Annotated in this window: 27 protein-coding genes, 1 tRNA gene, 1 other RNA gene and 1 pseudogene; 20 read left to right on the top strand and 10 right to left on the bottom strand. The window is 62.6% G+C overall.

Annotated features, from left to right (window positions below; all coding sequences use genetic code 11):
* Window positions 1-26: 26 nt before the first annotated feature.
* The 9 genes from ftsE (at window position 27) to KVY23_RS11120 (ending at window position 8246) form a co-directional block, all read left to right on the top strand.
* Entirely contained in the window at window positions 27-716 is a 690-nt protein-coding gene (ftsE, locus tag KVY23_RS11160) for a cell division ATP-binding protein FtsE (RefSeq protein WP_206511224.1), read from the top strand.
* A gap of 93 nt (window positions 717-809) precedes the next feature.
* A complete protein-coding gene (ftsX, locus tag KVY23_RS11155; RefSeq protein WP_206511223.1) occupies window positions 810-1715 on the top strand; it encodes a permease-like cell division protein FtsX in 906 nt (301 codons plus the stop codon).
* Between the two features lie 117 nt (window positions 1716-1832).
* Complete coding sequence (smpB, locus tag KVY23_RS11150) at window positions 1833-2306, top strand: SsrA-binding protein SmpB (protein ID WP_075840244.1); 474 nt, start codon at window positions 1833-1835, stop codon at window positions 2304-2306.
* Between the two features lie 40 nt (window positions 2307-2346).
* The gene (locus KVY23_RS11145) at window positions 2347-3741 is read left to right on the top strand and encodes an NAD(P)H-binding protein (protein ID WP_206511222.1); all 1395 of its coding nucleotides are present in this window, start codon (window positions 2347-2349) and stop codon (window positions 3739-3741) included.
* An 81-nt stretch (window positions 3742-3822) separates the two neighbouring features.
* Window positions 3823-4193, top strand: a transfer-messenger RNA (tmRNA) gene (ssrA, locus tag KVY23_RS11140).
* A 142-nt stretch (window positions 4194-4335) separates the two neighbouring features.
* The gene (gene pgm / locus KVY23_RS11135) at window positions 4336-5976 is read left to right on the top strand and encodes a phosphoglucomutase (alpha-D-glucose-1,6-bisphosphate-dependent) (protein WP_230556453.1); all 1641 of its coding nucleotides are present in this window, start codon (window positions 4336-4338) and stop codon (window positions 5974-5976) included.
* Window positions 5973-7187: an MFS transporter gene (locus KVY23_RS11130; protein WP_230556452.1), complete on the top strand. Its 1215-nt coding sequence runs from the start codon at window positions 5973-5975 to the stop codon at window positions 7185-7187. The genes pgm and KVY23_RS11130 overlap by 4 nt, the downstream gene beginning before the upstream one ends.
* 31 nt (window positions 7188-7218) lie before the next feature.
* Window positions 7219-7980 (top strand): thioredoxin domain-containing protein, encoded by a 762-nt coding sequence (locus KVY23_RS11125; RefSeq protein ID WP_230556451.1) that lies wholly within the window; start codon window positions 7219-7221, stop codon window positions 7978-7980.
* Window positions 7981-8173: 193 nt separating this feature from the next.
* A tRNA-Ala gene (locus KVY23_RS11120) sits at window positions 8174-8246 on the top strand.
* Window positions 8247-8326: 80 nt separating this feature from the next.
* Here KVY23_RS11120 and KVY23_RS11115 read toward each other — a convergent pair.
* Window positions 8327-8674: an Lsr2 family protein gene (locus KVY23_RS11115; RefSeq protein WP_230556450.1), complete on the bottom strand. Its 348-nt coding sequence runs from the start codon at window positions 8672-8674 to the stop codon at window positions 8327-8329.
* A gap of 378 nt (window positions 8675-9052) precedes the next feature.
* Here KVY23_RS11115 and KVY23_RS11110 point away from each other — a divergent pair.
* Both KVY23_RS11110 and KVY23_RS25095 read left to right on the top strand, forming a co-directional pair.
* A pseudogene (locus tag KVY23_RS11110) lies at window positions 9053-9853 on the top strand (N-acetylmuramoyl-L-alanine amidase); the annotation flags it as partial.
* Window positions 9854-9895: 42 nt separating this feature from the next.
* Window positions 9896-10945 (top strand): GTP-binding protein, encoded by a 1050-nt coding sequence (locus KVY23_RS25095; RefSeq protein WP_230556449.1) that lies wholly within the window; start codon window positions 9896-9898, stop codon window positions 10943-10945.
* An 11-nt stretch (window positions 10946-10956) separates the two neighbouring features.
* Here KVY23_RS25095 and KVY23_RS11100 read toward each other — a convergent pair whose 3' ends face one another.
* Genes KVY23_RS11100 through glp form a run of 3 tightly spaced genes read right to left on the bottom strand, consistent with a single transcriptional unit; the run spans window position 10957 to window position 13608 of the window.
* Window positions 10957-11370, bottom strand: a complete 414-nt coding sequence (locus tag KVY23_RS11100; RefSeq protein WP_230556448.1) for a molybdenum cofactor biosynthesis protein MoaE — start codon at window positions 11368-11370, stop codon at window positions 10957-10959.
* 4 nt (window positions 11371-11374) lie between these two features.
* Window positions 11375-12364, bottom strand: coding sequence for a bifunctional molybdenum cofactor biosynthesis protein MoaC/MoaB (gene moaCB / locus KVY23_RS11095; protein WP_230556580.1), 990 nt, complete (start codon window positions 12362-12364; stop codon window positions 11375-11377).
* A 59-nt stretch (window positions 12365-12423) separates the two neighbouring features.
* Window positions 12424-13608, bottom strand: coding sequence for a gephyrin-like molybdotransferase Glp (glp, locus tag KVY23_RS11090; RefSeq protein WP_230556447.1), 1185 nt, complete (start codon window positions 13606-13608; stop codon window positions 12424-12426).
* 164 nt (window positions 13609-13772) lie between these two features.
* On the opposite strand from glp, the gene moaA reads away from it, so the two are divergent.
* Both moaA and KVY23_RS11080 read left to right on the top strand, forming a co-directional pair.
* Window positions 13773-14852, top strand: coding sequence for a GTP 3',8-cyclase MoaA (gene moaA / locus KVY23_RS11085; protein ID WP_371829791.1), 1080 nt, complete (start codon window positions 13773-13775; stop codon window positions 14850-14852).
* Complete coding sequence (locus KVY23_RS11080) at window positions 14845-15087, top strand: MoaD/ThiS family protein (protein WP_230556446.1); 243 nt, start codon at window positions 14845-14847, stop codon at window positions 15085-15087. The genes moaA and KVY23_RS11080 overlap by 8 nt, the downstream gene beginning before the upstream one ends.
* A 20-nt stretch (window positions 15088-15107) precedes the next feature.
* Here KVY23_RS11080 and nadE read toward each other — a convergent pair whose 3' ends face one another.
* Complete coding sequence (nadE, locus tag KVY23_RS11075; RefSeq protein WP_230556445.1) at window positions 15108-15989, bottom strand: ammonia-dependent NAD(+) synthetase; 882 nt, start codon at window positions 15987-15989, stop codon at window positions 15108-15110.
* Between the two features lie 36 nt (window positions 15990-16025).
* Here nadE and KVY23_RS11070 point away from each other — a divergent pair, with 36 nt between their 5' ends.
* The gene (locus KVY23_RS11070; protein ID WP_230556444.1) at window positions 16026-16790 is read left to right on the top strand and encodes a fructosamine kinase family protein; all 765 of its coding nucleotides are present in this window, start codon (window positions 16026-16028) and stop codon (window positions 16788-16790) included.
* 13 nt (window positions 16791-16803) lie between these two features.
* On the opposite strand, the gene KVY23_RS11065 is transcribed toward KVY23_RS11070, so the two are convergent.
* The gene (locus tag KVY23_RS11065; protein ID WP_230556443.1) at window positions 16804-17397 is read right to left on the bottom strand and encodes a TetR/AcrR family transcriptional regulator; all 594 of its coding nucleotides are present in this window, start codon (window positions 17395-17397) and stop codon (window positions 16804-16806) included.
* A gap of 104 nt (window positions 17398-17501) precedes the next feature.
* Between KVY23_RS11065 and KVY23_RS11060 the strand changes: the two genes are divergently transcribed.
* From KVY23_RS11060 to nrdF, 6 genes are all read left to right on the top strand, one after another.
* Window positions 17502-18068, top strand: coding sequence for an NAD(P)H-dependent oxidoreductase (locus KVY23_RS11060; RefSeq protein ID WP_230556442.1), 567 nt, complete (start codon window positions 17502-17504; stop codon window positions 18066-18068).
* A gap of 43 nt (window positions 18069-18111) precedes the next feature.
* Entirely contained in the window at window positions 18112-18234 is a 123-nt protein-coding gene (gene ykgO / locus KVY23_RS11055; RefSeq protein WP_019668008.1) for a type B 50S ribosomal protein L36, read from the top strand.
* A 440-nt stretch (window positions 18235-18674) separates the two neighbouring features.
* A complete protein-coding gene (locus KVY23_RS11050; RefSeq protein ID WP_075838877.1) occupies window positions 18675-18908 on the top strand; it encodes a redoxin NrdH in 234 nt (77 codons plus the stop codon).
* Between the two features lie 41 nt (window positions 18909-18949).
* Window positions 18950-19414 (top strand): class Ib ribonucleoside-diphosphate reductase assembly flavoprotein NrdI, encoded by a 465-nt coding sequence (nrdI, locus tag KVY23_RS11045; protein ID WP_083667627.1) that lies wholly within the window; start codon window positions 18950-18952, stop codon window positions 19412-19414.
* Between the two features lie 34 nt (window positions 19415-19448).
* A complete protein-coding gene (gene nrdE / locus KVY23_RS11040) occupies window positions 19449-21611 on the top strand; it encodes a class 1b ribonucleoside-diphosphate reductase subunit alpha (protein WP_374108719.1) in 2163 nt (720 codons plus the stop codon).
* 85 nt (window positions 21612-21696) lie between these two features.
* Window positions 21697-22707, top strand: coding sequence for a class 1b ribonucleoside-diphosphate reductase subunit beta (gene nrdF / locus KVY23_RS11035; RefSeq protein ID WP_075838883.1), 1011 nt, complete (start codon window positions 21697-21699; stop codon window positions 22705-22707).
* A 25-nt stretch (window positions 22708-22732) separates the two neighbouring features.
* Here the strand turns inward: nrdF and KVY23_RS11030 are convergent, their stop codons facing one another.
* From KVY23_RS11030 to KVY23_RS11015, 4 genes are all read right to left on the bottom strand, one after another.
* Window positions 22733-22945, bottom strand: a complete 213-nt coding sequence (locus KVY23_RS11030; protein ID WP_075840169.1) for a toxin-antitoxin system HicB family antitoxin — start codon at window positions 22943-22945, stop codon at window positions 22733-22735.
* A gap of 3 nt (window positions 22946-22948) precedes the next feature.
* On the bottom strand, window positions 22949-23872 hold the full coding sequence (locus tag KVY23_RS11025; RefSeq protein WP_374108718.1) for an SPFH domain-containing protein: 924 nt from the start codon (window positions 23870-23872) through the stop codon (window positions 22949-22951).
* Window positions 23873-24026: 154 nt separating this feature from the next.
* Window positions 24027-24497, bottom strand: a complete 471-nt coding sequence (locus KVY23_RS11020) for an NUDIX domain-containing protein (RefSeq protein WP_230556441.1) — start codon at window positions 24495-24497, stop codon at window positions 24027-24029.
* The gene (locus KVY23_RS11015) at window positions 24497-25561 is read right to left on the bottom strand and encodes an ABC transporter substrate-binding protein (protein ID WP_230556440.1); all 1065 of its coding nucleotides are present in this window, start codon (window positions 25559-25561) and stop codon (window positions 24497-24499) included. Before KVY23_RS11015 ends, KVY23_RS11020 begins: the two co-directional genes overlap by 1 nt.
* Window positions 25562-25812: the final 251 nt, after the last annotated feature.

The following is a 25812-nucleotide window of genomic DNA, read 5'->3' as shown; positions in this document are numbered from 1 at the left end:
GTCGGCAAGGGCTACACTGGCGACCCGTGATCAGCACCTCGAATGTCTCCAAGTCGTACAAGACGTCGACCAGGCCCGCTCTGGACGATGTGACGATCTCGGTGGACAAGGGGGAGTTCGTCTTTCTCATCGGTCCGTCCGGTTCCGGCAAGTCGACGTTCATGCGTCTGCTGCTCAAGGAAGAGACGCCCACGTCCGGCGACATCCACATCGCGGACTTCCATGTCAACCGCCTGCCGTCGAGGCGGGTACCGAAACTCCGGCAGAGCATGGGATGTGTCTTCCAGGACTTTCGGCTCCTGCAGCAGAAGACAGTCGTCGAGAACGTCGCCTTTGCCCTCGAAGTGATCGGCAAGCCTCGATCGATGATCAAGCGGACGGTTCCGGAGGTGCTCGACCTCGTGGGACTCGGTGGAAAGTCCGACCGTCTGCCCACCGAGTTGTCGGGCGGCGAACAGCAGCGCGTGGCCATCGCGCGCGCCTTCGTCAACCGACCCCTGGTACTGCTCGCCGACGAACCGACCGGGAATCTCGACCCCGACACCAGCCAGGACATCATGATGCTGCTCGAGCGCATCAACAGGACGGGAACGACGGTGCTGATGGCCACCCACGACAACCACATCGTCGACTCGATGCGCCGACGGGTGATCGAACTCGACAACGGCCGAGTCGTCCGCGACGAGGCCCGCGGGGTGTACGGCGTCGGCCGGTAGAACCTCCGGGTCGTCGCTGCGGGCTCCTCACTTGCCCGCCACGATCGACCGCCACCTGCTCGACCGTAGACACCGAAGGGCCCGGATACTCCGATGCGCGCAAGTTTCATCTCCAGCGAAGTCCTCACCGGGCTTCGTCGCAACATCACCATGACCATCGCGATGATTCTCACCACCGCCATTTCGCTCGGTCTGTTCGGCGGCGGCCTGCTCGTGGTTCAGATGGCCGGCAAGACCCAGCAGATCTTCCTCGACCGCGTCGAGGTGCAAATCTTTCTCACCGACGACATCTCGGCGAACGACCCGCAGTGCGCCGAGGACACCTGCCGGACGCTGCGTACCGACCTCGAACAGACCCCCGCGGTCGTATCGGTGCAGTATCTCAATCGCGATGACGCAGTGCGCGACGCCACCGAGCGCGTCTTCCGCGATCAACCCGAGCTCGCCGAGCTGGTCAGCGCGGACAGCTTCCCTGCTTCGTTCAAGGTCAGACTCAGCGACCCCGAGCGCTTCGGCGTCATCAACGACAACTTCGGCGCTCGTCCGGGAGTGCAGAGTGTGCTCAACCAGCGCGATCTTGTCGAACGACTGTTCAGTGTCCTCAACGGGGTGCGCAATGCCGCATTCGCCATCGCGATCGTGCAGGCAGTCGCTGCGGTACTGCTCATTGCCAACATGGTGCAGATAGCTGCGTTCACAAGACGTACCGAGGTAGGAATCATGCGGCTGGTCGGGGCCACCAGGTGGTACACCCAGCTACCGTTCCTGTTGGAGGCGGTGGTCGCCGCCATCGTCGGATCAGCACTGGCTATCGCCGGACTGTTCACCGCCAAGAACCTGTTCATCGACGACGTGCTGTCCGATGTGTACGAGGCGAACATTCTGGCGCGAATATCCAACAGTGACGTCCTGCTCGTATCGCCGTTCCTCGCGCTGGTCGGAATCGGTATGGCCGCGATCACGGCGTACATAACTCTGCGACTGTATGTGCGCGAGTAAGACGAACGCGAGCGTCACTCCGGAACAAACTCGGTTGCGCGGCGGTTCTATGCTGGAACGGTTGTGCACGAGAACACGCGTGCACCCGATAACCAGCGCTCGAGAAAGGGCCCTGAAGTGAAAGAAAAGGGCCGGAAGGCAATCGCGACCAATCGAAAGGCGCGACACAACTACTCGATCCTCGATGTCTACGAGGCAGGAATCGCACTTGTCGGCACCGAAGTGAAGAGTCTGCGAGACGGAAAAGCATCTCTCGCCGACGCCTTCGCTACCGTCGATAACGGTGAAATCTGGCTGCGCGGGTTGCATATTCCCGAGTACACACAAGGCAGCTGGACCAACCACGCCCCGCGGCGCAATCGAAAGCTGTTGCTGCACAAGCGAGAAATCGAACGACTGGTCGGCAAGACCAAGGAAGGGTCGCTCACACTCGTCCCTCTGTCGATGTATTTCTCGGACGGCAAGGTCAAGGTCGAACTCGCACTGGCCAAGGGCAAACAGGATTTCGACAAGCGTCAGGATCTTGCTCGGCGCACCGCCGAGCGCGAGGTGACTCGCGAGCTCGGCCGTCGAATCAAGGGGATGCGCTGACCGCAGGTTGAATCGGCGACCGACGGGGTAATGCAGCGTCATGAACGCCGACAACACCGCGAACGCCGACAAGACCGCCGTCCCGTCTCGCGTGCTCGTTACCGGAGCGACGGGATATCTGGGTGGCCGCCTCGCGCCCCGACTGGTCGACGCGGGCTTCACCGTGCGAGTGCTGGCGCGCACGCCGAGCAAACTCGATGGCGTTCCCTGGGCGGAGAACGTCGAAATCGCTCAGGGTGACCTCGGTGATCGTGACTCTCTGAAAAAGGCATTCGCCGACGTCGATGTCGTGTACTACCTGGTGCATTCGATGGGTTCGCCTGGAAAGAACGATTTCGCCGAGGTCGAGCGGATCAGCGCAGAGAACGTCGCGGCCGTCGCCGCCGAGGCGGGAGTGTCGCGGATTGTCTACCTGGGCGGACTGCACCCCGAAACCGGAGAGCTGTCCGAGCATCTCGAATCTCGCGCCGAGGTAGGACGGATTCTCATCGAATCCGATGTACCGACGTTCGTGCTGCAGGCTGGTGTGGTGATCGGCGCGGGTTCGGCGTCGTTCGAGATGATTCGCCATCTGACGAACCGCCTACCGGTGATGACGACGCCGAAGTGGGTGCACAACAAGATCCAGCCGATCGCAGTTCGAGACATCCTGCACTATCTGATCGAGGCCGCCACCGCGGACCTGCCCGAAAGTCGGACGTACGACGTGGGCGGACCGGACGTCATGGAGTACGGCGAGATGATGAACATCTACGCAGGCGTGGCAGGCTTGCGGCCACGCCGGATGGTGGTGCTCCCAGTACTCACACCGCGCTTGGCCGGGCACTGGATCGGTCTCGTGACGCCGATACCTCGCGGCTTGGCCATGCCGCTCATCGAATCGCTGCAGTACGACGCCGTCGCACACGAAACCGGTATCGACGACGTGATTGCGCGCCCGGAGGGTGACTTGACGTCGTACCGTGAGTCGGTGCGCCTTGCGCTGCGCGCGGTCGACGACGGTGAGCCGAAGACGACGTGGTCCGTGGTGGTGTCCGCGCCATCGGACCCGCTCCCTTCTGATCCGGACTGGGCGGGCGAGGTGGTCTACACGGACGTGCGAAGCGTCTACCTCGGTAGCGGCCCGGAGGTGATACGTCCGCGCCTGCGCGCCGCCGTCGAATCGGGTGCAACAAAGGGGTGGAAGATCGATGATTCCGATAGTGAGCAGGACTCGAGCGACATCCGTCTGAGGTCGACTGGTGTTCTGCCCGGCAACGCCTGGTTGCTGTACTCCGCGACCTCGGCTGGCGGTGGTACGCGGCTCGAGCAACGCACATATTTCTTTCCGCGAGGCCTGGCCGGACACGCGGCCTGGTACGGATCTCTTCCGGTGCGAAAGGTGCTGGCCGGCCGAACATTGCAGGCGGTCGTGGCTGAAGTGGACCGGTCATAGGTACGTCGGGCGAATACCGGGATGATTCTCGTGGGTTCACGCGTTACACTGATGGACCCCGGCAAAGTGTCGGGGACATACGGGGCTGAACGGTTTCGACTTTGTATGTTGAGTCAGGGGAAGCGTGTCGGTGCAGGCGAGAGACCACCGTAAGCGTCATCGCAAACATATAAGCGCCGATTCCAATCAGCGCGACTACGCCCTCGCTGCCTAAGTAGCGACTGCGTGTCTGTCAGTCCGGACTTGCCCTCGGTCCGGGTACTGGCATCAGCTAGAGGGCTTACCGATTCACTTGGCCACGGAGTGATGAGGAACATCCAACAGTGGCTGGGATCGTCATCCTGGCTTGTTTGCGAGATCAGGAGATCCAAGTAGAGGCATAGCAGACTGCACACGGAGAAGCCCTGGCAATGCAGCGGAGGACCCGGGTTCGATTCCCGGCAGCTCCACCGAAAGCCGGGTCGACGAGCACACGCTCGCCGGCCCGGCTTTTTCTTTTCCTGAGCCGAACGCCAACGGCCCCGCCGACGGTTGTCCGAGCGGGCTACTAGTGTTGAACCCGGCTGGTATCGGGCAAGTACGAAGGAGACTGTCGTGGCGCACGAGAGAGCAGGAACGGTTGCTCTACCCGAGGATCTCGTCGATGTTGCGCAGCTGATCACTGCGTACTACACACGTACCCCTGATGTGTCCGACCCGAATCAGCGCGTGGCCTTCGGAACCTCCGGGCATCGTGGATCGAGCCTCGACACAGCATTCAACGAGGGCCACATTCTGGCCACGACGCAAGCCATCGTCGAGTACCGCGCGTCGCAGGGCATCACCGGGCCGTTGTTCATCGGCCGCGACACGCATGCGCTCTCCGAACCGGCGTGGACCACTGCCCTCGAGGTTCTCGCAGCGAACGATGTGACGGTGCTGGTGGACTCGGGTGATAGATACACCCCGACGCCGGCCGTCAGTCATGCGATCCTGCGCTACAACACCTCCGGTTCGTCGGCCAAGGCCGACGGGATCGTCGTGACGCCGTCGCACAATCCGCCGCGCGACGGCGGATTCAAATACAATCCACCGCACGGTGGCCCCGCCGACAGCGACGTCACCACCATCATCGCCAACCGCGCGAATGAGCTTCTCGAAGGCGGGCTCGCGGGCGTCAAGAGGGTCTCGCTGGCGGCCGCGCTGAACTCGTCGGTGGACAAGTACGACTTCCTTGGCACCTACGTCGACGATCTGCCCAACATTGTCGATCTCGATGCCATCCGCGCAGCCGGTATACGAATCGGTGCCGACCCGCTCGGCGGCGCAAGTGTCGACTACTGGGATGCGATCGCCGAACGGCACAATCTCGATCTGACAGTGGTCAATCCGCTCGTCGATGCCACGTTCCGGTTCATGACGCTCGACACCGACGGCAAGATTCGGATGGACTGCTCGTCACCCAACGCGATGGCCTCGCTGATCGACTCGCGGACTGCGTACGACATCGCCACCGGCAACGACGCAGACGCCGATCGACACGGCATCGTCACCCCAGACGGTGCACTGATGAACCCCAACCACTACCTGGCGGTCGCGATCGATTATTTGTTCGGCCACCGTCCGAGTTGGTCGCCCGCCACCCGCGTCGGCAAGACCCTGGTGTCGTCGTCGATGATCGACCGCGTGGTCGCCGGTCTGGGTCGTCAACTCCTCGAAGTGCCCGTCGGATTCAAATGGTTCGTACCAGGGTTGTCGAACGGTGATCTCGGCTTCGGCGGTGAGGAGAGTGCGGGCGCATCGTTCCTACGAACCGATGGACGGGTGTGGACCACGGACAAGGACGGCATCATCATGGCCCTCCTGGCCTCCGAGATCGCCGCTGTCACGGGGGTGACCCCTTCGCAGCGCTACGCCGAATTCGAGGCGAAGTACGGCAGCCCCAGCTACGCGCGGATCGATGCGCCGGCCTCGAGAGAAGAAAAGGCCGTCCTGGCAAAGCTGTCCCCTGAACAGGTGACCGCCACTGAGCTGGCCGGTGAGAAGATCATCGATACCCTGACTTCCGCGCCCGGCAACGGTGCCCCGATCGGAGGCCTCAAAGTCACCACCGAGAATGCATGGTTCGCTGCTCGCCCGTCCGGAACCGAGGACGTGTACAAGATCTACGCCGAGTCCTACCTCGGGGCAACACATCTCGCCCAGGTACAGGCGGCTGCGAAAGACGTGGTGTCACAGGCCTTGAACAAGTCGTGACGAGAACGGACTCACCCGACGAGCGCAAGGACGACTCCCTTCCGTCCCAGATATGGGTCCTGATTTCGGCAAGCTTCGTCATTGCGCTCGGGTTCGGAATCGTCGCGCCCGCGCTGCCGCAGTTTGCAACCGAGTTCGGTGTGGGTGAGTTCGCTGCGTCGGCAGTGATCAGCACGTTCGCGGGCATGCGGTTGGTGTTCGCGCCTGCGAGTGGTCTTCTTGTGCAGAAGCTCGGGGAGCGGCCGGTATACCTCTCCGGACTTCTGATCGTTGCGCTGTCCACCGGCGCGTGTGCGCTGGCTCAGTCCTACTGGCAGCTTCTGGTGTTCCGCGGTCTCGGCGGAATCGGATCGACGATGTTCACGGTCTCGGCACTCGGCCTACTTATTCGAATGAGTCCAGCCCACAGTCGCGGTCGCGTATCGGGTCTGTACGCAACGAGCTTTCTGCTCGGATCGATCGGTGGGCCGCTGCTCGGTGGCGCTGTCGTCGGACTGGGACTGCGCGCCCCGTTCGTCATCTACGCAATCGCACTGGTGATCGCCGCGGCCGTCGTGTACTTCAGTTTGGACGCGATAGAAGACCACGAGGCCGGTGGCGATTCGTCGATGCCCGTGTTGACGCTGCGATCGGCACTTCGCGTACCCGCGTACCGAGCTGCGCTGGCATCGAACTTCGCGACGGGGTGGGTTGTGATGGGCGTACGCGTCGCGTTGATCCCTTTGTTCGTCATCGCCGTGCTGGATCGCTCCGCGGCAGTTGCCGCAGTTTCACTGGCAATCTTTGCCGTCGGAAATGCTCTGGTTCTCATCACCTCGGGTCGGCTGTCCGATGCGCGCGGCCGAAAACCCTTCGTCATCATCGGTTTGGTTGTCTCTGGTATTGGCATGGCCGCGTTGGGCCTGACCGACACCGTCACACTGTTCATGATCGCCTCGTTCGTCGCCGGCGTCGGATCCGGGTTGATGACTCCCGCTCAGCAGGCGTCCATCGCCGACATCATCGGCTCGAAGGCTCGCGGCGGTCCGGTTCTGTCCACCTTCCAGATGTCCGCCGACGTCGGCGCGATTCTGGGTCCCCTGGTTGCCGGTGCAATCGTCGAGGTGTACACGTACGGAACGGCGTTCGTGCTCTCGGGCGCCATAATGCTCGCCGCCGCGCTGTGGTGGGCCCTCGTGCCCGACACACGAAAGCTGCACGAGGCCTCCTGACCGAGGCAACGTCCTCCGTATCATGAGGACCGTGAGTCAGAAGAGAACCTCCTCCACCAAATACACGCCACAACCGACATCGAATGCCTTCACCTACGTTCTGGCTGCCATAGCCCTCGTAGCAGTGATCGTCGTGGTGGTCGTGGCAATCATGTGGCAGCGTGGCGGCGCCGAACCACGCAACGACGGGTACGGATCGGTGAACAATCCGGCGGTGGAGCTGACAGTCCTCGACGACGGAGTCGTCCAACTCGGAGACCCCGCCAGCGGATCCGTCGTCGACATCTTCGAAGACCCCATGTGCCCGTTCTGCCGCGAACTCGAAGTGCTGCACGGACAGGAACTCGCTCAGAAGATCGACGACGGCGAACTAGCTGTGCGCTACCACCTCCTGGTACTTCCGGGACTCGATGCAGCCTCCGCCAGTGGCAACTATTCGAGCCGAGCCGTCGCGGCATCACACTGCGTCGCCGAATCGGAGAACGTCATCGTCTACTCGGCATTCCACGCCACCCTGTTCTCCGAAGAATTCCAGCCCGCCGAAAATGGTGACACCGACCGAACCGACGCCGAACTCGTTGACATGGCACGCGCCAGCGGCGCCGGCGACACCACCGCGGACTGCATCACCTCCGGCGCAATGACGGCAACCGCAGCAGCCGACGCCGACACCGCACGGGCCGCCCTCTCCGCTTCCGGAGCCGCAGGAACCCCGGGCGTGCTCGTCGACGGCGAACTCGTCGACGCACTCGGCGACTCCGGGTGGGTCGAAGCAATCACACCCACAAGTTGAGTCCTCCCACTCCTGCCACCCGGGTCATTCCGCAGGCTCCACTCCTGCCACCCGGGTCATTCCGCAGGCTCCACTCCTGCCACCCTGCCCACCCTGACCACGAGATTTGTGGGCGTCATCGGCCATGGTGTAACTTCGTTCGAGCAACCTCAAGGCGCCGGAGAAATGCGTCGCTGATGTGATTGTGAAGTACGGGGCTATGGCGCAGCTGGTAGCGCACCACACTGGCAGTGTGGGGGTCAGGGGTTCGAGTCCCCTTAGCTCCACCGAAAAGGGAGCCACCCAACGGTGGCTCCCTTTTTCGTTCATATGCCGGGCTCGCCGACACCATGACAGCTTCTCGATATCAGTGAGCCGCGTCGAAAGCCTTCTCGACATCAGCTGGAATGCGACCCCGTGCGGAGATGGTGTACCCGTTCGACTTGGCCCATTCTCTGACGGCCTTCGTCTGATTCGCGTCGCGTTTGCTGCCACCGCTGGCTGCCGCAACAGACTTCTTGGAACGCTTTCCGCCCAAGCGAGTCGAGTGCTCGATGTAGTAGTCCAACTTGCGGTGAAACTCTTTGGCGTTCTTGTCGCTCAGGTCGATTTCATAGCTGACGCCGTTGACGGCGTATATTATGTGCTCTCCGCCGGACTCGATTGGCTTGTCGTCGATATCGTCGACGAGTTGAACATAGACTTTTTTCGCCATTGTGAACTTCTCCAATGATCATCAGGGGTGCGTCCGAAAAGGAACTCCAGGCGAACTATACGACCGCGCTTCTGAATTATCCATCTGCATGGAAGTTTTGTCGATATACGTTTCGGGGGGCGTCCAAACAATAGGCGTTGCGCCGATTGCATCTGTAAAATCCGGATGCTCGTCCGAACGAGCCAGGCAACAGCCGAATAACAGCATGCTCACGATCGGCTTCCGATTTCACCGTGCTCGGAAGCATCCGCGACGGTCTGCTTCACTTGATGCGGGAGTTGGTACGGAAGTGTCTGCCGGTGCCAGTGTGCCTTGGTGGACGAGCATCCATGGAAGGAGAGTGGTCGGCTCTTTCCGCTGAGCTGGGCCCAAGCCGTGATGAACAGAACCGCTGTATTCGGAGCGCTGTCTGCAGGCACTCTTCTGTTGTCGGTTGCCGTGCCCTCGGTCAGCGCCGCAGCGCCGAACGAGGACGGCCGGAACGACGCGCTGGCCGGCACGACGGTGTTTCTAGATCCTGGACACCAGGGCACCGGACACAGCGAGAACCTGACCCGGCAGGTCGATGATGGCAGAGGAAGCACCAAAGACTGCCAGACGACCGGAATGACGAGTCTGAACGGCATCCCCGAGCACACCATCAACTGGAACGTAGCCCAGTTGATCGAAGCGAGCCTGGAAAGCCTCGGGGCCACCGTCATCACCTCGCGGGAAGACGATTCGGGTTGGGGTGGATGCGTGGACGAACGCGCGGCGATGGCAAGCCGATCCGGCGCCGACGTGGCCGTGAGCATCCACGCGGACTCCACTGGCGCCACAGACGACAACCGACGCGGATTCCACCTCATCGTGCCCTCACTCCCGATTCCGGATCAGGCAGCGAACAGCGCGCAGTCCGTCGGCGGCCGCGCGGCGTCCACGCTGATGCGTGACGCCTACGAACGTGCAGGATTTGCACCCGCCAACTATGCGGGCGCTGTCGACGGCATCGCGGAACGCTCGGATGTCGCTGGTCCCGCTCTCACCGGCGTACCGCTCGTCTTCGTCGAGATGGGCAACGGATCGAACCCCGAGGACGCCGCGGTTCTCGAAACCTCCGAAGGTCAGCTCGAACACGCCATCGCGATCACCACCGGCATCATCGACTTTCTGCTCGGACCTGAAGGTGCTTCTCGGGAGTCGTCGGAAACCTCGTGACGGAGGTTGCAGTAGCCTCGCTGCGTGGTGCACGCTCGCGGAAACGACGCAATCCCCGTGGTTCTCGTCGGAGGATTTCTCGGCGCAGGCAAGACGACTCTGCTCAACCACCTCCTACGCAACAATCGAGGGATCAAGATCGGAGTCGTTGTCAACGACTTCGGTTCCATCAACATTGATTCGATGATGGTCGCAGGGCAGGTCGATTCGATGGTGACTCTCGGCAACGGCTGCTTGTGCTGCGCTGTGGACGCTGACGAGATGGATGCGATGCTCGACACTCTGGCGGGTGCCCCGTCTCGGTTGGACGTCATCGTCGTCGAGGCGAGCGGTCTCGCCGAGCCACGGAACTTGATCCGGATGGTGTTGGCCAGCAACAACCCTGCGATCACCTACGGGGGACTTGTCACGGTGGTCGATGCCGTCGAGTTCGTTTCGACGCGCAGCGCTCACCCCGAGATCGAGCAGCATCTGCGCCTTGCGGACCTGTTGGTACTGAACAAGACCGACCGACTCGCCCAGCACGATATCGACGCCGTGACGGCCGAACTACGCCGTTGCGCACCGAACGTCCCGGTACAGGCTACCGATCATGGCCGTGTCGATGCGGAGTTGTTGTTCGACGTACCGGAATACCTCGACGACTCGAGCGTTGCCCGCCAGCTGTCTTTCGATGAAATTCTCTACGCTGCCGACGATCACCATGCACATCTCCACGTCGGCTATTCGACGACAACTTTCGAAACCTGTGAGCCGATGGATCCCCGGCGATTCGTCGAGGTGCTCGAGAACCCAACGGGTGAGGTCTATCGATTGAAAGGTTTTGTTCTGTTCGGTATCGACGGATATCCGGGGCGATACGAAGTCAGCACCGTCGGTACACACATCAGAATGAAACGTACCGAAGTTGAATTCGCGGACGCGGTTGGAACTCAACTAGTCGTCATCGGTACGAAGATCGACGATGAACTCATCGAGGTCCGATTGCTCGACTGTGTCCGGCGCCCGGGAGACGCCACCGACGAGTCGGCGATGATGCCGGTGCACCGATATGTTCCGGGTATCGCACGCTGACGGTGCAGCTCTTACAGTCCCACCCATTCCGAGACACCGCTCGCGAAATGCTGGCGCTTCCAGATCGGCACTTCCGCTTTGATGCGTTCGACGAGAAGGGCGCACGCGGCGAAGGCTTCGGCTCGATGCGGGGCTGCCACAGCTGCGACCAGAGCGACATCTCCGACAACGAGATTCCCGACGCGGTGAACTGCAGCCACCGGTAGCCCCGACTGCTCCGCCACAGCTGTGCAGCACGCGCGCATGAACCGCTCTGCCTCGGGGTGTGCCTGGTATTCCAGGGCCGAGACTGTCTGGCCGCCGTCGTGGTCGCGCACGACACCGCTGAACAGTACGACGGCACCGTGCTGTGGACCAGCCACGGCGTTCTCGACGGCTGCTGAGTCGATAGGTGTGTTCGATATCTCGGCGAGTACGTCGACCATGGCGCTACGGTGTCCCTTTCGTTCCGTCGTGCAAACCGTGCCCCGCAACCTGGGCAAGCAGGTGATCGAGGATCGGCTCGAGCACCGACAGGCCGTCCTTCACGCCTCCGGGAGACCCAGGCAGGTTGATCACGACGGTACGGCCTGCGACACCAGCCAGGCCTCGGCTCAGCACCGCGTGGGGGGTCACTTCGGTGCCCTTGGCTCGGATGGCGTCTGCGACGCCCGGTAGTTCGCGGTCGAGGACGAGGCGCGTGGCTTCCGGCGTCGCATCGGTCGGTGAGACGCCGGTACCGCCGGTGGTGACGAGCAGGGCCGGCGAGCCGGTGAGTGCGTCGGTGAGGCCGTCGGCGATGTGGGCATCGGGATAGACCAGGGGTCCGCGAACGGCGAAGTCACGGTCGGTGAGCCAGGTGGCGATGGCCGGGCCGGTGGTGTCCGTGCGGGTTCCGTTTGCGCCACCGGTGGAGGCGACGAGGACGACGGCGGACCTGATGCCGGGTGATTCCCCGGCAGTTGCCTCAGTATCCGCAGTTGCCTCGGTGTCCGCAGGAGTCGGTTCGCTACCGCGGCGTGACCAGTGCCCGTGTTTTCCGCCGTCCTTGGTCAGCAGCCGCACATGGTTCATCGAAGCCGACGGATCCACTGCTTTGACCATGTCGTGCAGGGTGAGTCCGGCGACGGCGACCGCGGTCAATGCCTCCATTTCGACGCCGGTGGGACCGGTGGTTTTCGCCGTTGCCTCGACAGTGATCGTGGTGTCGGTGAAGCCGAAGGTCACATCCACCTTCGATAGCGCCAATTGGTGACACAACGGGATGAGTTCGGATGTCTTCTTCGCACCCGCGATACCGGCGATCCGAGCGGTGGCCAGCACATCGGCCTTGGGCATTCCGTCTGCGCGCACCAGGGCGACGACCTCTGCGGTGGTCTCCAATTCGCCTGCGGCAACCGCTGTTCGGGCGGTGTCGGATTTGTGCGAGACATCGACCATTCGTGCCCGACCCTCCGAATCGAGGTGCGAGAGGGCGTGATCGGCTCCAAATTGTGCGTTCACAGTGCAAGCACCTCCACCTCGTCGCCGGCTTCGAGCGCCGTAGTTTCCGCTGGGATGTCGACGAGGACGTCGGCCCAGGCCATCGCTGCCACCAGGTGCGAGCCGGGCCCCGCTATCAGGGACACCGCACCGTCCACGACGGTACCGCGCAGAAACTGTCGCTTGCCGGCGATCGATGCGATGCGATGTGTCAGTGGCAGTCGAGTCGGCCGCACGGCCGCGAGTCCGGCAGCTTCTCGGATTGCATTGCGGGCGAAGACGAGAAAGGAGACGACCGTGCTGACGGGGTTTCCGGGGAAGTCGAGCACCGGAACACCGTCGATCGTGGCGGTTCCCTGTGGTCCGCCCGGTTGCATGCGGACGGCACCGAATCGACCACCCAGGGGCGTCAGAACATCTTTGACCACCTCGAAGTCGCCCATCGACACCCCTCCCGAGGTGATCACGAGCTCAGCGGCCGCAGCTGCCTCGTGCACGATGCGATGGAACTCGTCGGGATCATCGGAGCTTCGATGGACTCCGACGACGTCGGCACCGTTGGCGCGCAGATGTGCGGCGAGGGTGACGCCGTTGGAGTCGTAGATCTGTCCCGGCCGTAGCTTGGTGCCTGCATCGACGAGTTCGGCGCCGGTGGTGATGACGGCGACCTTCGGTTTGGACCGAACGTCGGTGTGCGAGAGACCGACTGCGGCGAGTACGGCGATGTGGCGCGGTTGCAGGAGTTGTCCTGCGCGCACGAGAACAGTGCCCGCGGTGATGTCGCTGCCCTGCTCGCGGATGTACTCACCCAGCTTGTGGGGGGTGGACACGGTGACACGGTCGCCGTCGGATGAGGTGTGCTCGACGGGCACGACGGTGTCGGCGCCGTCGGGAAGCGGTGCGCCGGTCATGATCTTCATCGCGGTACCGGGCGTGACCGAAGCGTCGCCGGACGGGCCTGCTGCGATGGTTCCAGTCACCTGCAGCGTGGTCGGCACCGCTACAATATCGGCGGCCAGAACTGCATAGCCGTCCATCTGCGAGTTGCGGAACAGCGGAAGATCCACAGGGGACTCGACGTCACTGTGCGCGACGCGTCCCAACGCATCGGCAATGCTCACCGACTCGGCCTGCCGGTCCGACAGTGATGCCAACATCGATTCGACGTGCGCCAGGTGCTCTTCGACCGTGGATGCACTCACGCGTTGCTCGCTCGGCTCGGCACGGATGTACGGCTCGTCATGCAACGATCCTATGTGGGTGCCGCAACCCGATCGTTCGGCGGATCGCACCGAGTTGTTCGAGGGCGGCATACTTGAGGAGTGAGGATGTATTGCGCGAAGGAACGACCCCGAAGGGAGGGCACGTGACTGGCAGTAGGGCCGTCGGCCTCGGTATCCCTTCGATCGGTCGGTCGCGCAGCGGGACCGAGCCGACCGTCGACGACCGACCGGATCGTCCCGCACTGATCGACCGTTTCGGACGTGTGGCGCGTGATCTACGGGTGTCGATAACCGAAAAGTGTTCTCTTCGGTGCACTTACTGCATGCCGGAAGAGGGCCTGCCCGCCATTGCTGCCGAGAATGTGCTCACGCCCTCGGAGATCGCGCGTGTCGTCGACATTGCAGTGCACCGACTCGGTGTGCGGGAAGTTCGGTTCACCGGCGGAGAACCGCTGATGCGCGCCGATCTCGCCGAGATCTTCCAGCGCTGTTCGGAGCGAGTGCCGGAGATCCCCTTGGCGATGACAACCAATGCGATCGGTCTCGAGCGCCGCGCGGAGGCCCTGGCCACGGCCGGGTTGACTCGGGTCAATGTCTCGTTGGACTCGATCGATCGTGCACATTTCGCGGAACTGACCAGACGTGATCGGCTGCCGGCGGTACTGGCAGGTATTCGGGCCGCCAAGGCGGCGGGCCTGACCCCGGTGAAAGTCAATGCAGTCCTGATGCCGGAAACGCTGCATGGAGCGGCCGATCTGTTGCAGTGGTGCCTCGACGAGGATGTGGCATTGCGATTCATCGAGCAGATGCCTCTCGACGCGGACCGGGAGTGGGCACGCGCGAACATGCTCGACGCCGAGCACCTGCTCGATGTGCTCTCTGCACGCTTCGATCTGCGCGCGGTGGGGCGGGAGGACCCGTCTGCGCCCGCCGAGGAGTGGGCGGTCGAAGGAACCGGCGGTACCGTCGGCATCATCGCCTCGGTCACGAGGTCTTTCTGCGCCGATTGCGACCGAACCCGCCTGACCGCCGAGGGCTCGGTGCGGTCGTGTCTGTTCAGCGACGAGGAGACCGACCTGCGTGCCGCACTTCGTGGTGGCGCCGACGACGAGGAGTTGGCCCAGCTGTGGCGAGGCGCCATGTGGAACAAGTGGGCAGGGCACGGTATGGACGCCGCAGACTTCGTCCCGCCGACCAAGAGCATGGGAGCCATAGGTGGTTGAGGTCCGCTATTTCGCCGGTGCGGCAGAGGCGTTCGGGTGTGCCCAGGAGTTTTTCGACCTGCCGGCCGGTAGCGATCTCGGTGTACTGAAAGCCGCGGTGCTCGAGCGCCACGGCGCCGACGTGGCGGCCGTGCTCCGAGTGTCGGCATTCCTGGTGGGCGACGATCTCACCCGAGACCCGAGCGCAACGTTCGGTGACAGGGTCGATGTGCTGCCACCGTTCGCCGGCGGATAGAACTGCCCGACGCGCGTACCTCAATCCGGGGTGGGGCGCCCGTGCTCAGTATCGACGGCATTCTCGGTGGTCCACCAGTCATCGAACGGAGTCGCCGGTACCGCGCGCTTGTGGCGCGTATTGAGGTACATGCGCTCGAGTTTGTCCGAGACGTCCTCGGCGACTTCCTTGCCTTCCAGATAGTCGTCGATTTGCTCGTAGGTGACGCCGAGCGCTTCCTCGTCGGGAAGCGCGGGCCGGTCGTCCTCGAGGTCCGCGGTCGGCACTTTCTTCCACGTGCTCTCGGGAGCGCCGAGCTCGCGCAGCAGCGCCGCACCCTGGCGCTTGGACAGTCCGGTCAGCGGTGTGATGTCGACGCCGCCGTCGCCGTACTTGGTGAAGAAGCCGGTGACCGCTTCCGCAGCGTGATCGGTACCGACGACGAGATATCCGAGCTCGCCGGCCAACGCGTACTGCGCGACCATCCGTTGACGGGATTTGATATTGCCGCGCACGAAGTCTCGGAGCTCATCGACTTCGAGAGCCTTCGCTACGGTGGCCGCACACGCATCCGCAGCAGCCTTGATGTCGATTGTCACGGTCCGGTCGGGATCGATGAAATCGAGCGCCGTCTGCGCGTCCGCTTCGTCGGCCTGCACTCCGTAGGGCAGCCGAACGGCGACGAACTCCGCCTGGGCGCCTTCCTTGCGGAGTTCTGCTGCTGCCCGCTGGCACAGCTTCCCGGTCAACGTGCTGTCCTGGCCGCCGCTGATGCCGAGAACAAAGCCTTTCGCCGGTGTGGATCGGAGGTACGCCTTGAGGAAGTCGACCCGCCGGGTGACTTCGTGATCGGGGTCGATCGTCGACTGGACGGCGAGTTCGCGCACGATGCAGGTGCGCAGTTCCGAACGTATCAATGACATTCGGCCATCCTAGGTGCGCTCCGTAGACTCGGGGCGGTGTCTCCCGATACCTACACCAAGACCGATGCCGGGGCACACCCGGACTTCTTCGCCGCTGAGGCGGCCGGTCTCGCGTGGCTTCGTGACGGAGGCGCCAGCGTCGTCGATGTTCGCAGCGTCGGGTCTGGACACATCGAGCTCAACAGACTCGAGTCCGCGCCCCCGACGGTAGAGGGCGCGCGCCGGTTCGGGGCAGAGCTCGCCCGCGTGCACAATGCGGGTGCTCGGGCGTTCGGGTGCTCACCGGACGGTTTCGACGGTCAGATGTTCATCGGATCGCGGCCCATGTCGAGCGTCGAATACTCCACGTGGGGTTCGTTCTACGTCGCCGAGCGAGTCATTCCGTATCTGCGGGTGGCAGTCGATGTCGGAAATATCTCGGAGCCGGCCGCGGCCGACGTCGAACGTGTCTGCGCCGTGGTCGCCGAAGGCACGTTCGACTTCGGCGATGTTCCCAGCCGAGTCCACGGTGATCTCTGGACCGGCAACGTCGTATGGACCCGTGTGGGTGCGGTGATGATCGATCCGGCGGCGCACGGCGGACATCGCGAAACCGATCTGGCAATGCTGCAGTTGTTCGGCTGTCCGATGCTCGCGGACATCATCGATGGGTATTTGTCGGTGCACGAGCTTCGCTCGGGCTGGCAGCAGCGGGTTCCACTTCACCAGCTGCATCCGCTCGCTGTTCACGCCGCCGGGCACGGCCCGTCCTACGGGCAGCAATTGCATCGGGCGGCGGCTGCGGTGGGGCGTCTGCTCTGACCTGTAGCGCTTGTCACCGAGTGGCCCTGCGCACCAGGTCTTCCCAGCCGTCGGCCAGACGCTCCATCGACATTCCGAGGTCGCGGAACTGATGGAGGACGAGCGTAGCCTCGAGCGGGGTGAGCAGGTTGTACGCCAACAACTCCAGGTCTGCATCGACGTGCGCCGACCGAAGCAGGGTGAGCACGTGGGTGTAGTTCACCATGTGGGCCGGAGCGGAGTATCTGAACTCGGGAGAGTTCTCCGCTGCGCGCATGACCTCGCCCTGCACTTCGACGAGGTCGAGGCGAGCCCGGCCGAATGCGACGAGCCTGTCAATCGGATCTGCCCCGGGGCCCAACGGCGGAGGGCCGAAGAGGAAAGCGTGTTGCAGTTCTTTCTCCGTGTGGTCCAGTAGTGCTTGCATCAACCCCGTCCGGCTGCCGAACCGTCTGAAGACGGTGCCTTTGCCGACCCCGGCCCTCGATGCCAAGCCGTCCATGGTGACCGCGTCTACGCCGATCGTCGCGACCATCTCCGCTGCGGCATCGAGCAGGCGACGGCGATTGCGCGCCGCATCGCAGCGCTCGGTCTCCTCGCCTGCAATAGGGAGCATGAACTCGGTCACATCCGTCACTGTACCTGCTGGGGGAACAAAGTGGACCGCGGTCCGGTTGGGGGGTATGAAAGTAGTAGATCACCGGCGCACTCCGAACTCGAAGGAAGATCGAAATGACAGAACCGCACGTATTGATCCTCGTCGGCAGTCTCCGTGCAGACTCCGTCAACAAGCAGATCGCACAGACCGCGGTGGAGATGTTCCCTACGGGCTCCTCGGCAGTGGTCTACGGCGCTCTCTCCGAGATTCCGTTCTACAACGAGGATATCGATGTCGACGGACAGGTGCCCGTAGGAGCGCTGGATCTGCGCGCTGCCGCAGAAGAGGCGACTGCGCTCCTGCTCGTCACTCCCGAGTACAACGGCACCGTCCCGGCGGTGCTCAAGAATGCGATCGATTGGCTCTCGCGCCCCTACGGCGCCTCTGCGGTGCAGGGCAAGCCGGTCGCGGTGATCAGTGCATCGCCGAGCGGATACGGCGCCAAGTGGGCGCATGAGCACGCCCGCAAGGCTGTGGGCATCGCCGGTGGCAGGGTGCTCGAGCATGTCGAGCTGACGATCGGCGGAACCAGCGACAAGTTCGGGGCTGCGCATCCGCGCGAGAACGCCGTCGTGTCGGCCGAGATCTCCGAGGTCGTCGCGGAACTCGTCAGAGCGTCGAACGAGCTCCTCGCTGTCTGACCCGCCCCATAATGGGAATCGTTTTCATGTAAGCTCCTGCTTCATGAAAGTACGGAACTCACTGAAGTCGCTGAAAAACAAGCCTGGAGCGCAGGTCGTGCGCCGTCACGGCAAGGTGTTCGTCATCAACAAGAAGGAGCCTCGGTTCAAAGCGCGCCAGCGCTGAGTATCGTCTCTTCGAGCGCAAGGGCCCTCGCATCCACTGGGTGCGGGGGCCCTTGGGTTGTCGTTGGCTCTCTGCCTCGATTTTCGAACACTGCGTCGATGTGACGCGCGACACGCCGTGGGGGCTGCTAATCCTGCGGTCGGCAAGAGTCTGACCAGCGAATACCATGGATGTTGTTCGCAACATCTCGTGTTGTAGGCATATGTCGGACACAAGGTGTAGTGTCTGAGCAGTCGAGAAGACACAACGCGACGGGCCCGGAAATCCGGCTCGAAGCCGCGATATCAACCGCTCGAAACGGCCCGAACGTGAGTATCCAAGGGCCCTCGCGCGTTCTACGACGTCACAACTTCACATCACCATGCAACTCGTTTCACAGGCAGAGCACACCGGCATCGCGATGAAGATCTCGATGTCGTACAGGGAGAAGGGAACCCCATATGAGCGTCACCGTTTACACCAAACCCGCCTGCGTCCAGTGCAATGCCACCTACCGTGCTCTCGACAAAGAGGGCATCGACTACGAGATCATCGACATCTCGCAGGATCCGGAAGCGCGTGACTTTGTCATGGCTCTCGGCTACCTGCAGGCCCCGGTCGTCGTCGCCGGTGAAGATCACTGGTCGGGTTTTCGTCCCGATCGCATCAAGGCCCTCACTGCTGCTGTTGCTTGAACAGACGGCACCGCCGGTGCATTGGACGGAGATGAGCAGGTGTGACTTCCGCGCCCGTTCCACAGTTGACGCATCGATTGGTCTACTTCTCCAGTGCGTCCGAGAACACTCATAGATTCGTAGTCAAACTCGGGATTCCGGCAAGTCGGATTCCGCTACACGATCCCGAAACGTTCCTGGTCGATCAGCCTTTCGTGCTGATTGTTCCCACCTACGGCGGCGGCACTACGTACTCCGGGCGTGATACCAACTACGTCCCGAAGCAAGTGGTCAAATTTCTCAACCAGAAGAACAACCGGTCCCTGATCAGAGCAGTCATTGCAGCGGGCAACACCAATTTCGGTGACTCGTTCTGCTTCGCGGGCGATGTCATTTCACAGAAGTGTGCAGTTCCGTACCTCTATCGATTCGAATTGATGGGTACTCCCGAGGACGTCGAACGAGTCCGAGACGGCCTCGAGGAGTTCTGGGAGCGGGAGTCGCGTCGGGCGGCGCACACACATTAGTTACACAACGCGTACAGAAACTGGAGCGATCGCCGTGGCACCGACAATTACCGAGGTAGCACCCGTCAACGCTGTTCGATCCGACGGTGACCTCGACTATCACGCGTTGAACGCGATGCTGAACCTGTACGGACCCAACGGCGAGATTCAGTTCGACAAGGATCGCGAAGCGGCCAACCAGTACTTCCTGCAGCACGTCAACCAAAACACGGTGTTCTTTCATGATCTGGACGAGAAGTTGGACTACCTCGTCGAGGAGAACTACTACGAGCCCGAGGTTCTGGACCAGTACTCTCGCGAGTTCGTCAAATTTCTCATCAACCACGCCTACTCCAAGAAGTTTCGTTTTCCGACGTTCCTGGGTGCGTTCAAGTACTACACCTCGTACACGCTGAAGACGTTCGACGGCAAGCGGTACCTCGAGCGATTCGAGGATCGTGTGTGCATGGTCGCGCTGACGCTGGCGGCCGGCGACGAGGCGCTCGCCACGGATCTTGTCGACGAGATCATCGCCGGACGGTTCCAGCCGGCGACACCGACATTCCTCAATTCCGGCAAGAAGCAGCGAGGAGAGCCCGTCTCCTGCTTCCTGCTGCGCATCGAGGACAACATGGAGTCCATCGGACGGTCCATCAACTCCGCCTTGCAGCTGTCCAAGCGCGGCGGCGGTGTGGCGTTGCTGCTGAGCAACATTCGTGAGCACGGAGCGCCGATCAAGCGCATCGAGAACCAGTCCTCGGGTGTCATTCCCATCATGAAGTTGCTCGAGGATTCCTTCTCGTACGCCAATCAGCTCGGTGCGCGTCAGGGCGCCGGCGCGGTGTACCTGCACGCGCACCACCCCGATGTCTACCGCTTCCTCGACACCAAGCGCGAGAATGCGGACGAGAAGATTCGTATCAAGACGCTCTCACTCGGGATCGTCATCCCGGACATCACGTTCGAACTGGCCAAGAAGAACGAAGATATGTACCTGTTCTCGCCGTACGACGTCGAGCGCATCTACGGAGTTCCGTTCGCCGACATCAATGTCTCCGAGAAGTACTACGAGATGGTCGACGACAAGAGAATCCGCAAGACGAAGATCAAGGCGCGTGAGTTCTTTCAGACTCTGGCGGAATTGCAGTTCGAGTCCGGCTACCCGTACATCATGTTCGAGGACACCGTGAACCGCGCAAACCCGGTGAAAGGCAAGATCACCCACTCGAACCTGTGCTCGGAGATTCTGCAGGTCTCGACGCCGTCGACGTTCAACGACGACCTGTCCTACAGCCACGTGGGCAAGGACATCTCCTGCAATCTCGGTTCGCTGAACATCGCGAAGACCATGGACTCGCCTGATTTCGGCAAGACCATCGCTGTCGCCATCCGCGGGTTGACGGCGGTGTCGGATCAAACGCATATCTATTCGGTGCCGTCGATCGAGCAGGGCAACAACGACTCTCACGCTATCGGTCTCGGCCAGATGAACCTGCACGGTTACCTCGCGCGCGAACGCATCCACTACGGCAGCGTCGAGGGCATCGACTTCACCAACATCTACTTCTACACCGTGCTGTTCCATGCGCTTCAGGCGTCGAATCAGCTGGCGAAGGACCGGGGGACCTGGTTCAAGGGCTTCCCGGAGTCCAAGTACGCCTCGGGTGAGTTCTTCGACAAGTACACCGACCAGGTGTGGGAGCCGAGCACCTCTCGTGTCGCCTCGTTGTTCTCCGAAGCCGATGTGCACATTCCGACGCAGGCCGACTGGGTCGTCTTGAAGGAGTCGGTGCAGCAATACGGCATCTACAACCAGAACCTGCAGGCCGTGCCGCCGACCGGTTCGATCTCGTACATCAACAACTCGACATCGTCGATCCACCCGGTCGCGTCGAAGATCGAGATCCGCAAGGAAGGCAAGATCGGGCGCGTCTATTACCCGGCGCCTTACCTGGACAATGACAACCTTGATTTCTACCAGGATGCGTACGAGATCGGGTACGAGAAGATCATCGACACCTACGCGGCCGCGACGCAGCACGTCGATCAGGGGCTGTCGCTGACGCTGTTCTTCAAGGACACCGCGACCACGCGCGATATCAACAAGGCGCAGATCTATGCGTGGCGCAAGGGCATCAAGACGCTGTACTACATCCGTCTTCGTCAGATGGCTTTGGAAGGCACCGAGGTCGAGGGCTGCGTGTCCTGCATGCTGTAGAGCGTCCGCAACGAAGGGTGTCGGGACCCGAGGACATACTTGATGTGAAGCGCCGAACCGAATTCGATCGATCCTGGGGATGTACATGACAGTCACGAGCAACACCGCGCAGACTCCCGCGGGTACCGCACGCCCGAAGCTCATCGACCGGGTGTCGGCCATCAACTGGAACCGCGTCCAGGACGACAAGGATTCGGAGGTCTGGGAGAGGCTCACCAGCAACTTCTGGCTGCCCGAGAAGGTGCCGGTCTCCAACGACATCCCGTCCTGGGGAACGCTCAACGCCGTCGAGAAGCAGCTCACGATGCGGGTGTTCACCGGCCTGACGTTGCTCGACACCATTCAGGGCACGGTCGGCGCGGTCAGCCTGATTCCCGACGCCATCACTCCCCACGAGGAGGCGGTGTACACCAACATCGCCTTCATGGAATCGGTGCACGCGAAGAGCTACAGCTCGATCTTCTCTACTTTGAGCTCTACGCGTGACATCGACGACGCGTTCCGCTGGTCCGAGGAGAACGTCAATCTGCAGCGCAAGGCCGAAATCGTCCTGAACTACTACCACGGAGACGACCCGCTCAAGCGCAAGGTGGCGTCGACGCTGCTGGAGTCGTTCCTGTTCTATTCGGGGTTCTACTTGCCGATGTACTGGTCGTCCCGGGCCAAGCTGACCAACACTGCAGACCTCATCCGCCTGATCATTCGCGACGAGGCCGTGCACGGGTATTACATCGGCTACAAGTACCAGAAAGGTCTGGAGAAGGTCTCCGAGGCTCAGCGCGAGGAGCTCAAGAACTACACCTTCGAGTTGCTGTTCGAGTTGTACGACAACGAGGTCGAGTACACCCAGGACCTCTACGACGAGGTCGGGCTCACCGAGGACGTCAAGAAATTCCTGCGCTACAACGCCAACAAAGCCTTGAACAACCTCGGCTACGAGGGCCTGTTCCCGAAGGACGAGACCGACGTCAACCCGGCGATTCTGTCGGCACTCTCGCCGAACGCAGACGAGAACCACGACTTCTTCTCAGGCTCCGGTTCCTCGTATGTCATCGGCAAGGCCGTCAATACCGAGGACGACGACTGGGACTTCTGACCTGATACGACCCCCGACGACGTCGTCAGTTACCGGGGGGTCGTCCCTGTTTACGGATTTCGCCTGCGCCCTTCGGCATCCGCCCGTTGTCCACGAGCGCTCGTCGCAGCAGGAACTCGATCTGGGCGTTGGTGCTGCGTAGGTCGTCGGCGGCCCAGCGGGCAAGTGCGTCGTGCACCGCTGGGTCCAGCCGAAGCAGCAGCTTCTTGCGTTCTGGCTTCCTACCTTCGATGGCCATCGGTCACTGGTACAGCGAGCCAGTGTTGATCACGGGTTGGGTGTCATTGTCGCTGCACAGCACGACGAGCAGGTTGGACACCATCGTGGCTTTGCGCTCCTCGTCGAGTTCGACGACGTGGTTTTCCTCCAACTTCGACAGGGCCATCTCGACCATTCCGACGGCCCCTTCGACTATTTGCTCTCGAGCTGCGATCACCGCGCCGGCCTGCTGACGCCGGAGCATGGCTTGGGCGATCTCGGGGGAGTAGGCGAGGCGGTTGATGCGCGTTTCGATCACCTCGACGCCTGCCGAACGTACGCGGGCGTGCACCTCCTCGCTCATTGCCCTGGTGATCTCGTCGGCGTTCTCCCGCAACGACATCCGATCTGCTGCATCGTACGGGTAGCTGCCGGCGATGTGCCGGACCGCAGACTCCGACTGGACGGCGACGAACTCCTCGTAGTCGTCCACCTGGAACGAGGCGAGCGCGGTATCGGCCACCTGCCACACGATGATTGCGGAGATCTCGATGGGATTGCCGTCGGCATCGTTGACCTTCGACTGGCCGGTTTCGTGATTGCGGATGCGTGTGGAAATCGATCGGCGCAGCGTCAGCGGATTGGTCCAGCGCAGCCCCGGCGTCCGCAGGGTTCCGCTGTAGGAGCTGCCGAGAAGTTGCAGCACGCGAGCCTGATTGGGTTGAACGAGCGTGAGGCCAGCGAGAAGCGGAAACGACAAGAGGAACAGCACCACTCCGGACACTGTCAACGCGATGGTGTCGTTCACCAGGCCGAGGGCGAATGCGCCGCCACCGCTCAGGAGCAGGACGAGCCCGATGCCCAGCATCGACCATCCAGGGAGATCCCAGCCGGGTCGTTCGGCAATTGTGAGTGTGGGTGTACCCGTCGGCTTTTCCGAAACGGAAACGGGTGCAGATTCGGGCATGTCGACCTCCATGTGGTTTTTGATACTAAAGTGATATCACATTTAACGGTGTCGGGGAAGGCGAAGTGCGCCGCTTCCGCAGCGAGGGTGACATTCGGTCACTCAGAGTGTGCGAGGGTGACATTCGGTCACCTCGGGAGCACTCTGGCGAGCCTCAGCGCCGGAACCAGGCCTCGTGAGACCCGTTGAGAGCCTTGTCGATCCGCAGTCGAGATGTGTCGGTGAGATCGCGGGGGAGCGAAGTGACGTCGAACCAGTCGACTGCCAAGTTCTCGTCGTCCGCAACCCGGGCAACACCGGAGATGTGTCGGGCCAGAAATGTGATGTCGAGGTACTGCGCCACGTCCCCGTTCGGGTAGGTGATCCGTTCGGTGACGTCCACGCTGCTGAGTCGGACGAGTTCGGCCTCGATGCCCGTCTCCTCGCTGATCTCCCGTAGCGCAGCTGGACCCGGTTCCTCGCCGGGTTCCAGGATGCCGGACACCACGGCCCACAATCCGTTGTCACGGCGCCGGGTGAGCAGCACACGGTCGTCGTCGACGATGACCGCACTGACTCCCGACAGCCACAGTGGCGCCGTGCCGACGTGGCTGCGCAACTGCAACACGAACTCTGGGATGGGCATCAGGACACGTATGCGTTGAGCGAATCGGTCACGTCCGTCAGGATCGTGCGAGCAGCGATGACGCCGCTACCGGACCACACCGTGTCGTTCACCGCAAAAATTCGCCCGTCCTCCGCCGAGCCGAGATCGGCCCAGGCGTCGGACTCCATGATCGAGGTGCCGAAACTCTCACCATCGTCCCCGGCGAATCGGACGTAGACGATGTCTCCCTCGGCGGGGAGGAGGTCCTCCGGCGTCACTGTCACCGGAGCATCGCGCTGGGCGGGCGGTCGCCGCACGCCGATCTCGTCGAGGACTTCGCTCGCGAACGAGTCGGCGCCGTCGGTGACCGCCGAATCGGCCAGAAATCGGACCACCGAAGCCTGCGTCTGGCTCGCGTTCAGCTCGACGCCGACCTCTCGCGCGTCGGCACTGAAGCGTGCGAGTTCGTCGAAGGCAGTCTGTCCGCGGCCGAGAGCGGCGGCGGACTGCAGGAACGTGTCCTTCCATCCACCCTCGGAGGAAGTGAAGACCGTCGGTGCGATCGCGCTCAGGGCGTCGAACGTTTCCGTGCCCAGCGCATCGCTACCGATGATGAGGTCGGGGGTCAGACCTGCGATGGCATCGATGTCGGGCGCGCCCACCGGTCCGACGCTGGGAATCGCGGCGATCCCCGGGCCCAGGTACAGCTCCTGGTCGCCGTCCCCACGGAACTCGGGATCGAGGGTCGATGCCCCGACTACTCGCTCCCATACGCCGACGGCGCACGTCGCATCGAGCGATGCGGGATCGAGCGAGACGATACGGACGGGGTCGGCTGGGACTTCGCTGATGCCCTCGCTGTGTCCGACGGGACGGACCGCGCCTTCGATGCCTACCGGATCCACCGGCGCCGGGGTGGGACATAGCCCGACGGTGTCTCTGTCGTTGCCGACGACGCCGGCGCCGGCCACGTTGGTGGTGCTCCGAACAATGTCCGACGCGTTGTCGCTGGACTCCGCTGCGGACGAGCAGCCCGCCAGAGCCAGGGCCGCACCGGCTGCGAGCGCGATGGCACGGGCTCGCACCGAGAATTGTGTGGGCAACTCGTACGTTCCTATCGAAGAGTGGGAATGCCGTCACACCCTATCGCTCGACTCGGCGGTGTGCGCCCACTCGCCTCGGACGAGCGCGTGCGCGCCGATTCCGGTGCGCAACCAGGTGAGCACATGCCCTGTGCAGCGCCGACGAGGCAATACGACACACGGTAGGACCGGTTCGGCGGACGGGAGCGACACCGTCTAGGATTCGTGTCAGCGCACGACACCAGCCGTTCCGTCTCTATGTCGCGGTGGAA

Source organism: Rhodococcus sp. I2R, assembly GCF_020889545.1.
GTDB lineage: Bacteria > Actinomycetota > Actinomycetes > Mycobacteriales > Mycobacteriaceae > Rhodococcoides.
This window is presented reverse-complemented; position numbering and strand designations above follow the sequence as displayed.

Bases quoted from the DNA above. Each gene is read 5' to 3' on its own strand.
- KVY23_RS11020 (WP_230556441.1), bottom strand. From the start codon at position 24,497: ATGCCCATCCCAGAGTTCGTGTTGCAGTTGCGCAGCCACGTCGGCACG.
- KVY23_RS11145 (WP_206511222.1), top strand. From the start codon at position 2,347: ATGAACGCCGACAACACCGCGAACGCCGACAAGACCGCCGTCCCGTCT.
- KVY23_RS11050 (WP_075838877.1), top strand. From the start codon at position 18,675: ATGAGCGTCACCGTTTACACCAAACCCGCCTGCGTCCAGTGCAATGCC.
- KVY23_RS11115 (WP_230556450.1), bottom strand. From the start codon at position 8,674: ATGGCGAAAAAAGTCTATGTTCAACTCGTCGACGATATCGACGACAAG.
- moaCB (WP_230556580.1), bottom strand. From the start codon at position 12,364: ATGGTCGATGTCTCGCACAAATCCGACACCGCCCGAACAGCGGTTGCC.
- KVY23_RS11030 (WP_075840169.1), bottom strand. From the start codon at position 22,945: ATGGCCATCGAAGGTAGGAAGCCAGAACGCAAGAAGCTGCTGCTTCGG.
- ftsX (WP_206511223.1), top strand. From the start codon at position 810: ATGCGCGCAAGTTTCATCTCCAGCGAAGTCCTCACCGGGCTTCGTCGC.
- KVY23_RS11060 (WP_230556442.1), top strand. From the start codon at position 17,502: ATGACAGAACCGCACGTATTGATCCTCGTCGGCAGTCTCCGTGCAGAC.
- nrdF (WP_075838883.1), top strand. From the start codon at position 21,697: ATGACAGTCACGAGCAACACCGCGCAGACTCCCGCGGGTACCGCACGC.
- ykgO (WP_019668008.1), top strand. From the start codon at position 18,112: ATGAAAGTACGGAACTCACTGAAGTCGCTGAAAAACAAGCCTGGAGCG.
- KVY23_RS11100 (WP_230556448.1), bottom strand. From the start codon at position 11,370: ATGGTCGACGTACTCGCCGAGATATCGAACACACCTATCGACTCAGCA.
- nadE (WP_230556445.1), bottom strand. From the start codon at position 15,989: ATGTCATTGATACGTTCGGAACTGCGCACCTGCATCGTGCGCGAACTC.
- KVY23_RS11025 (WP_374108718.1), bottom strand. From the start codon at position 23,872: ATGCCCGAATCTGCACCCGTTTCCGTTTCGGAAAAGCCGACGGGTACA.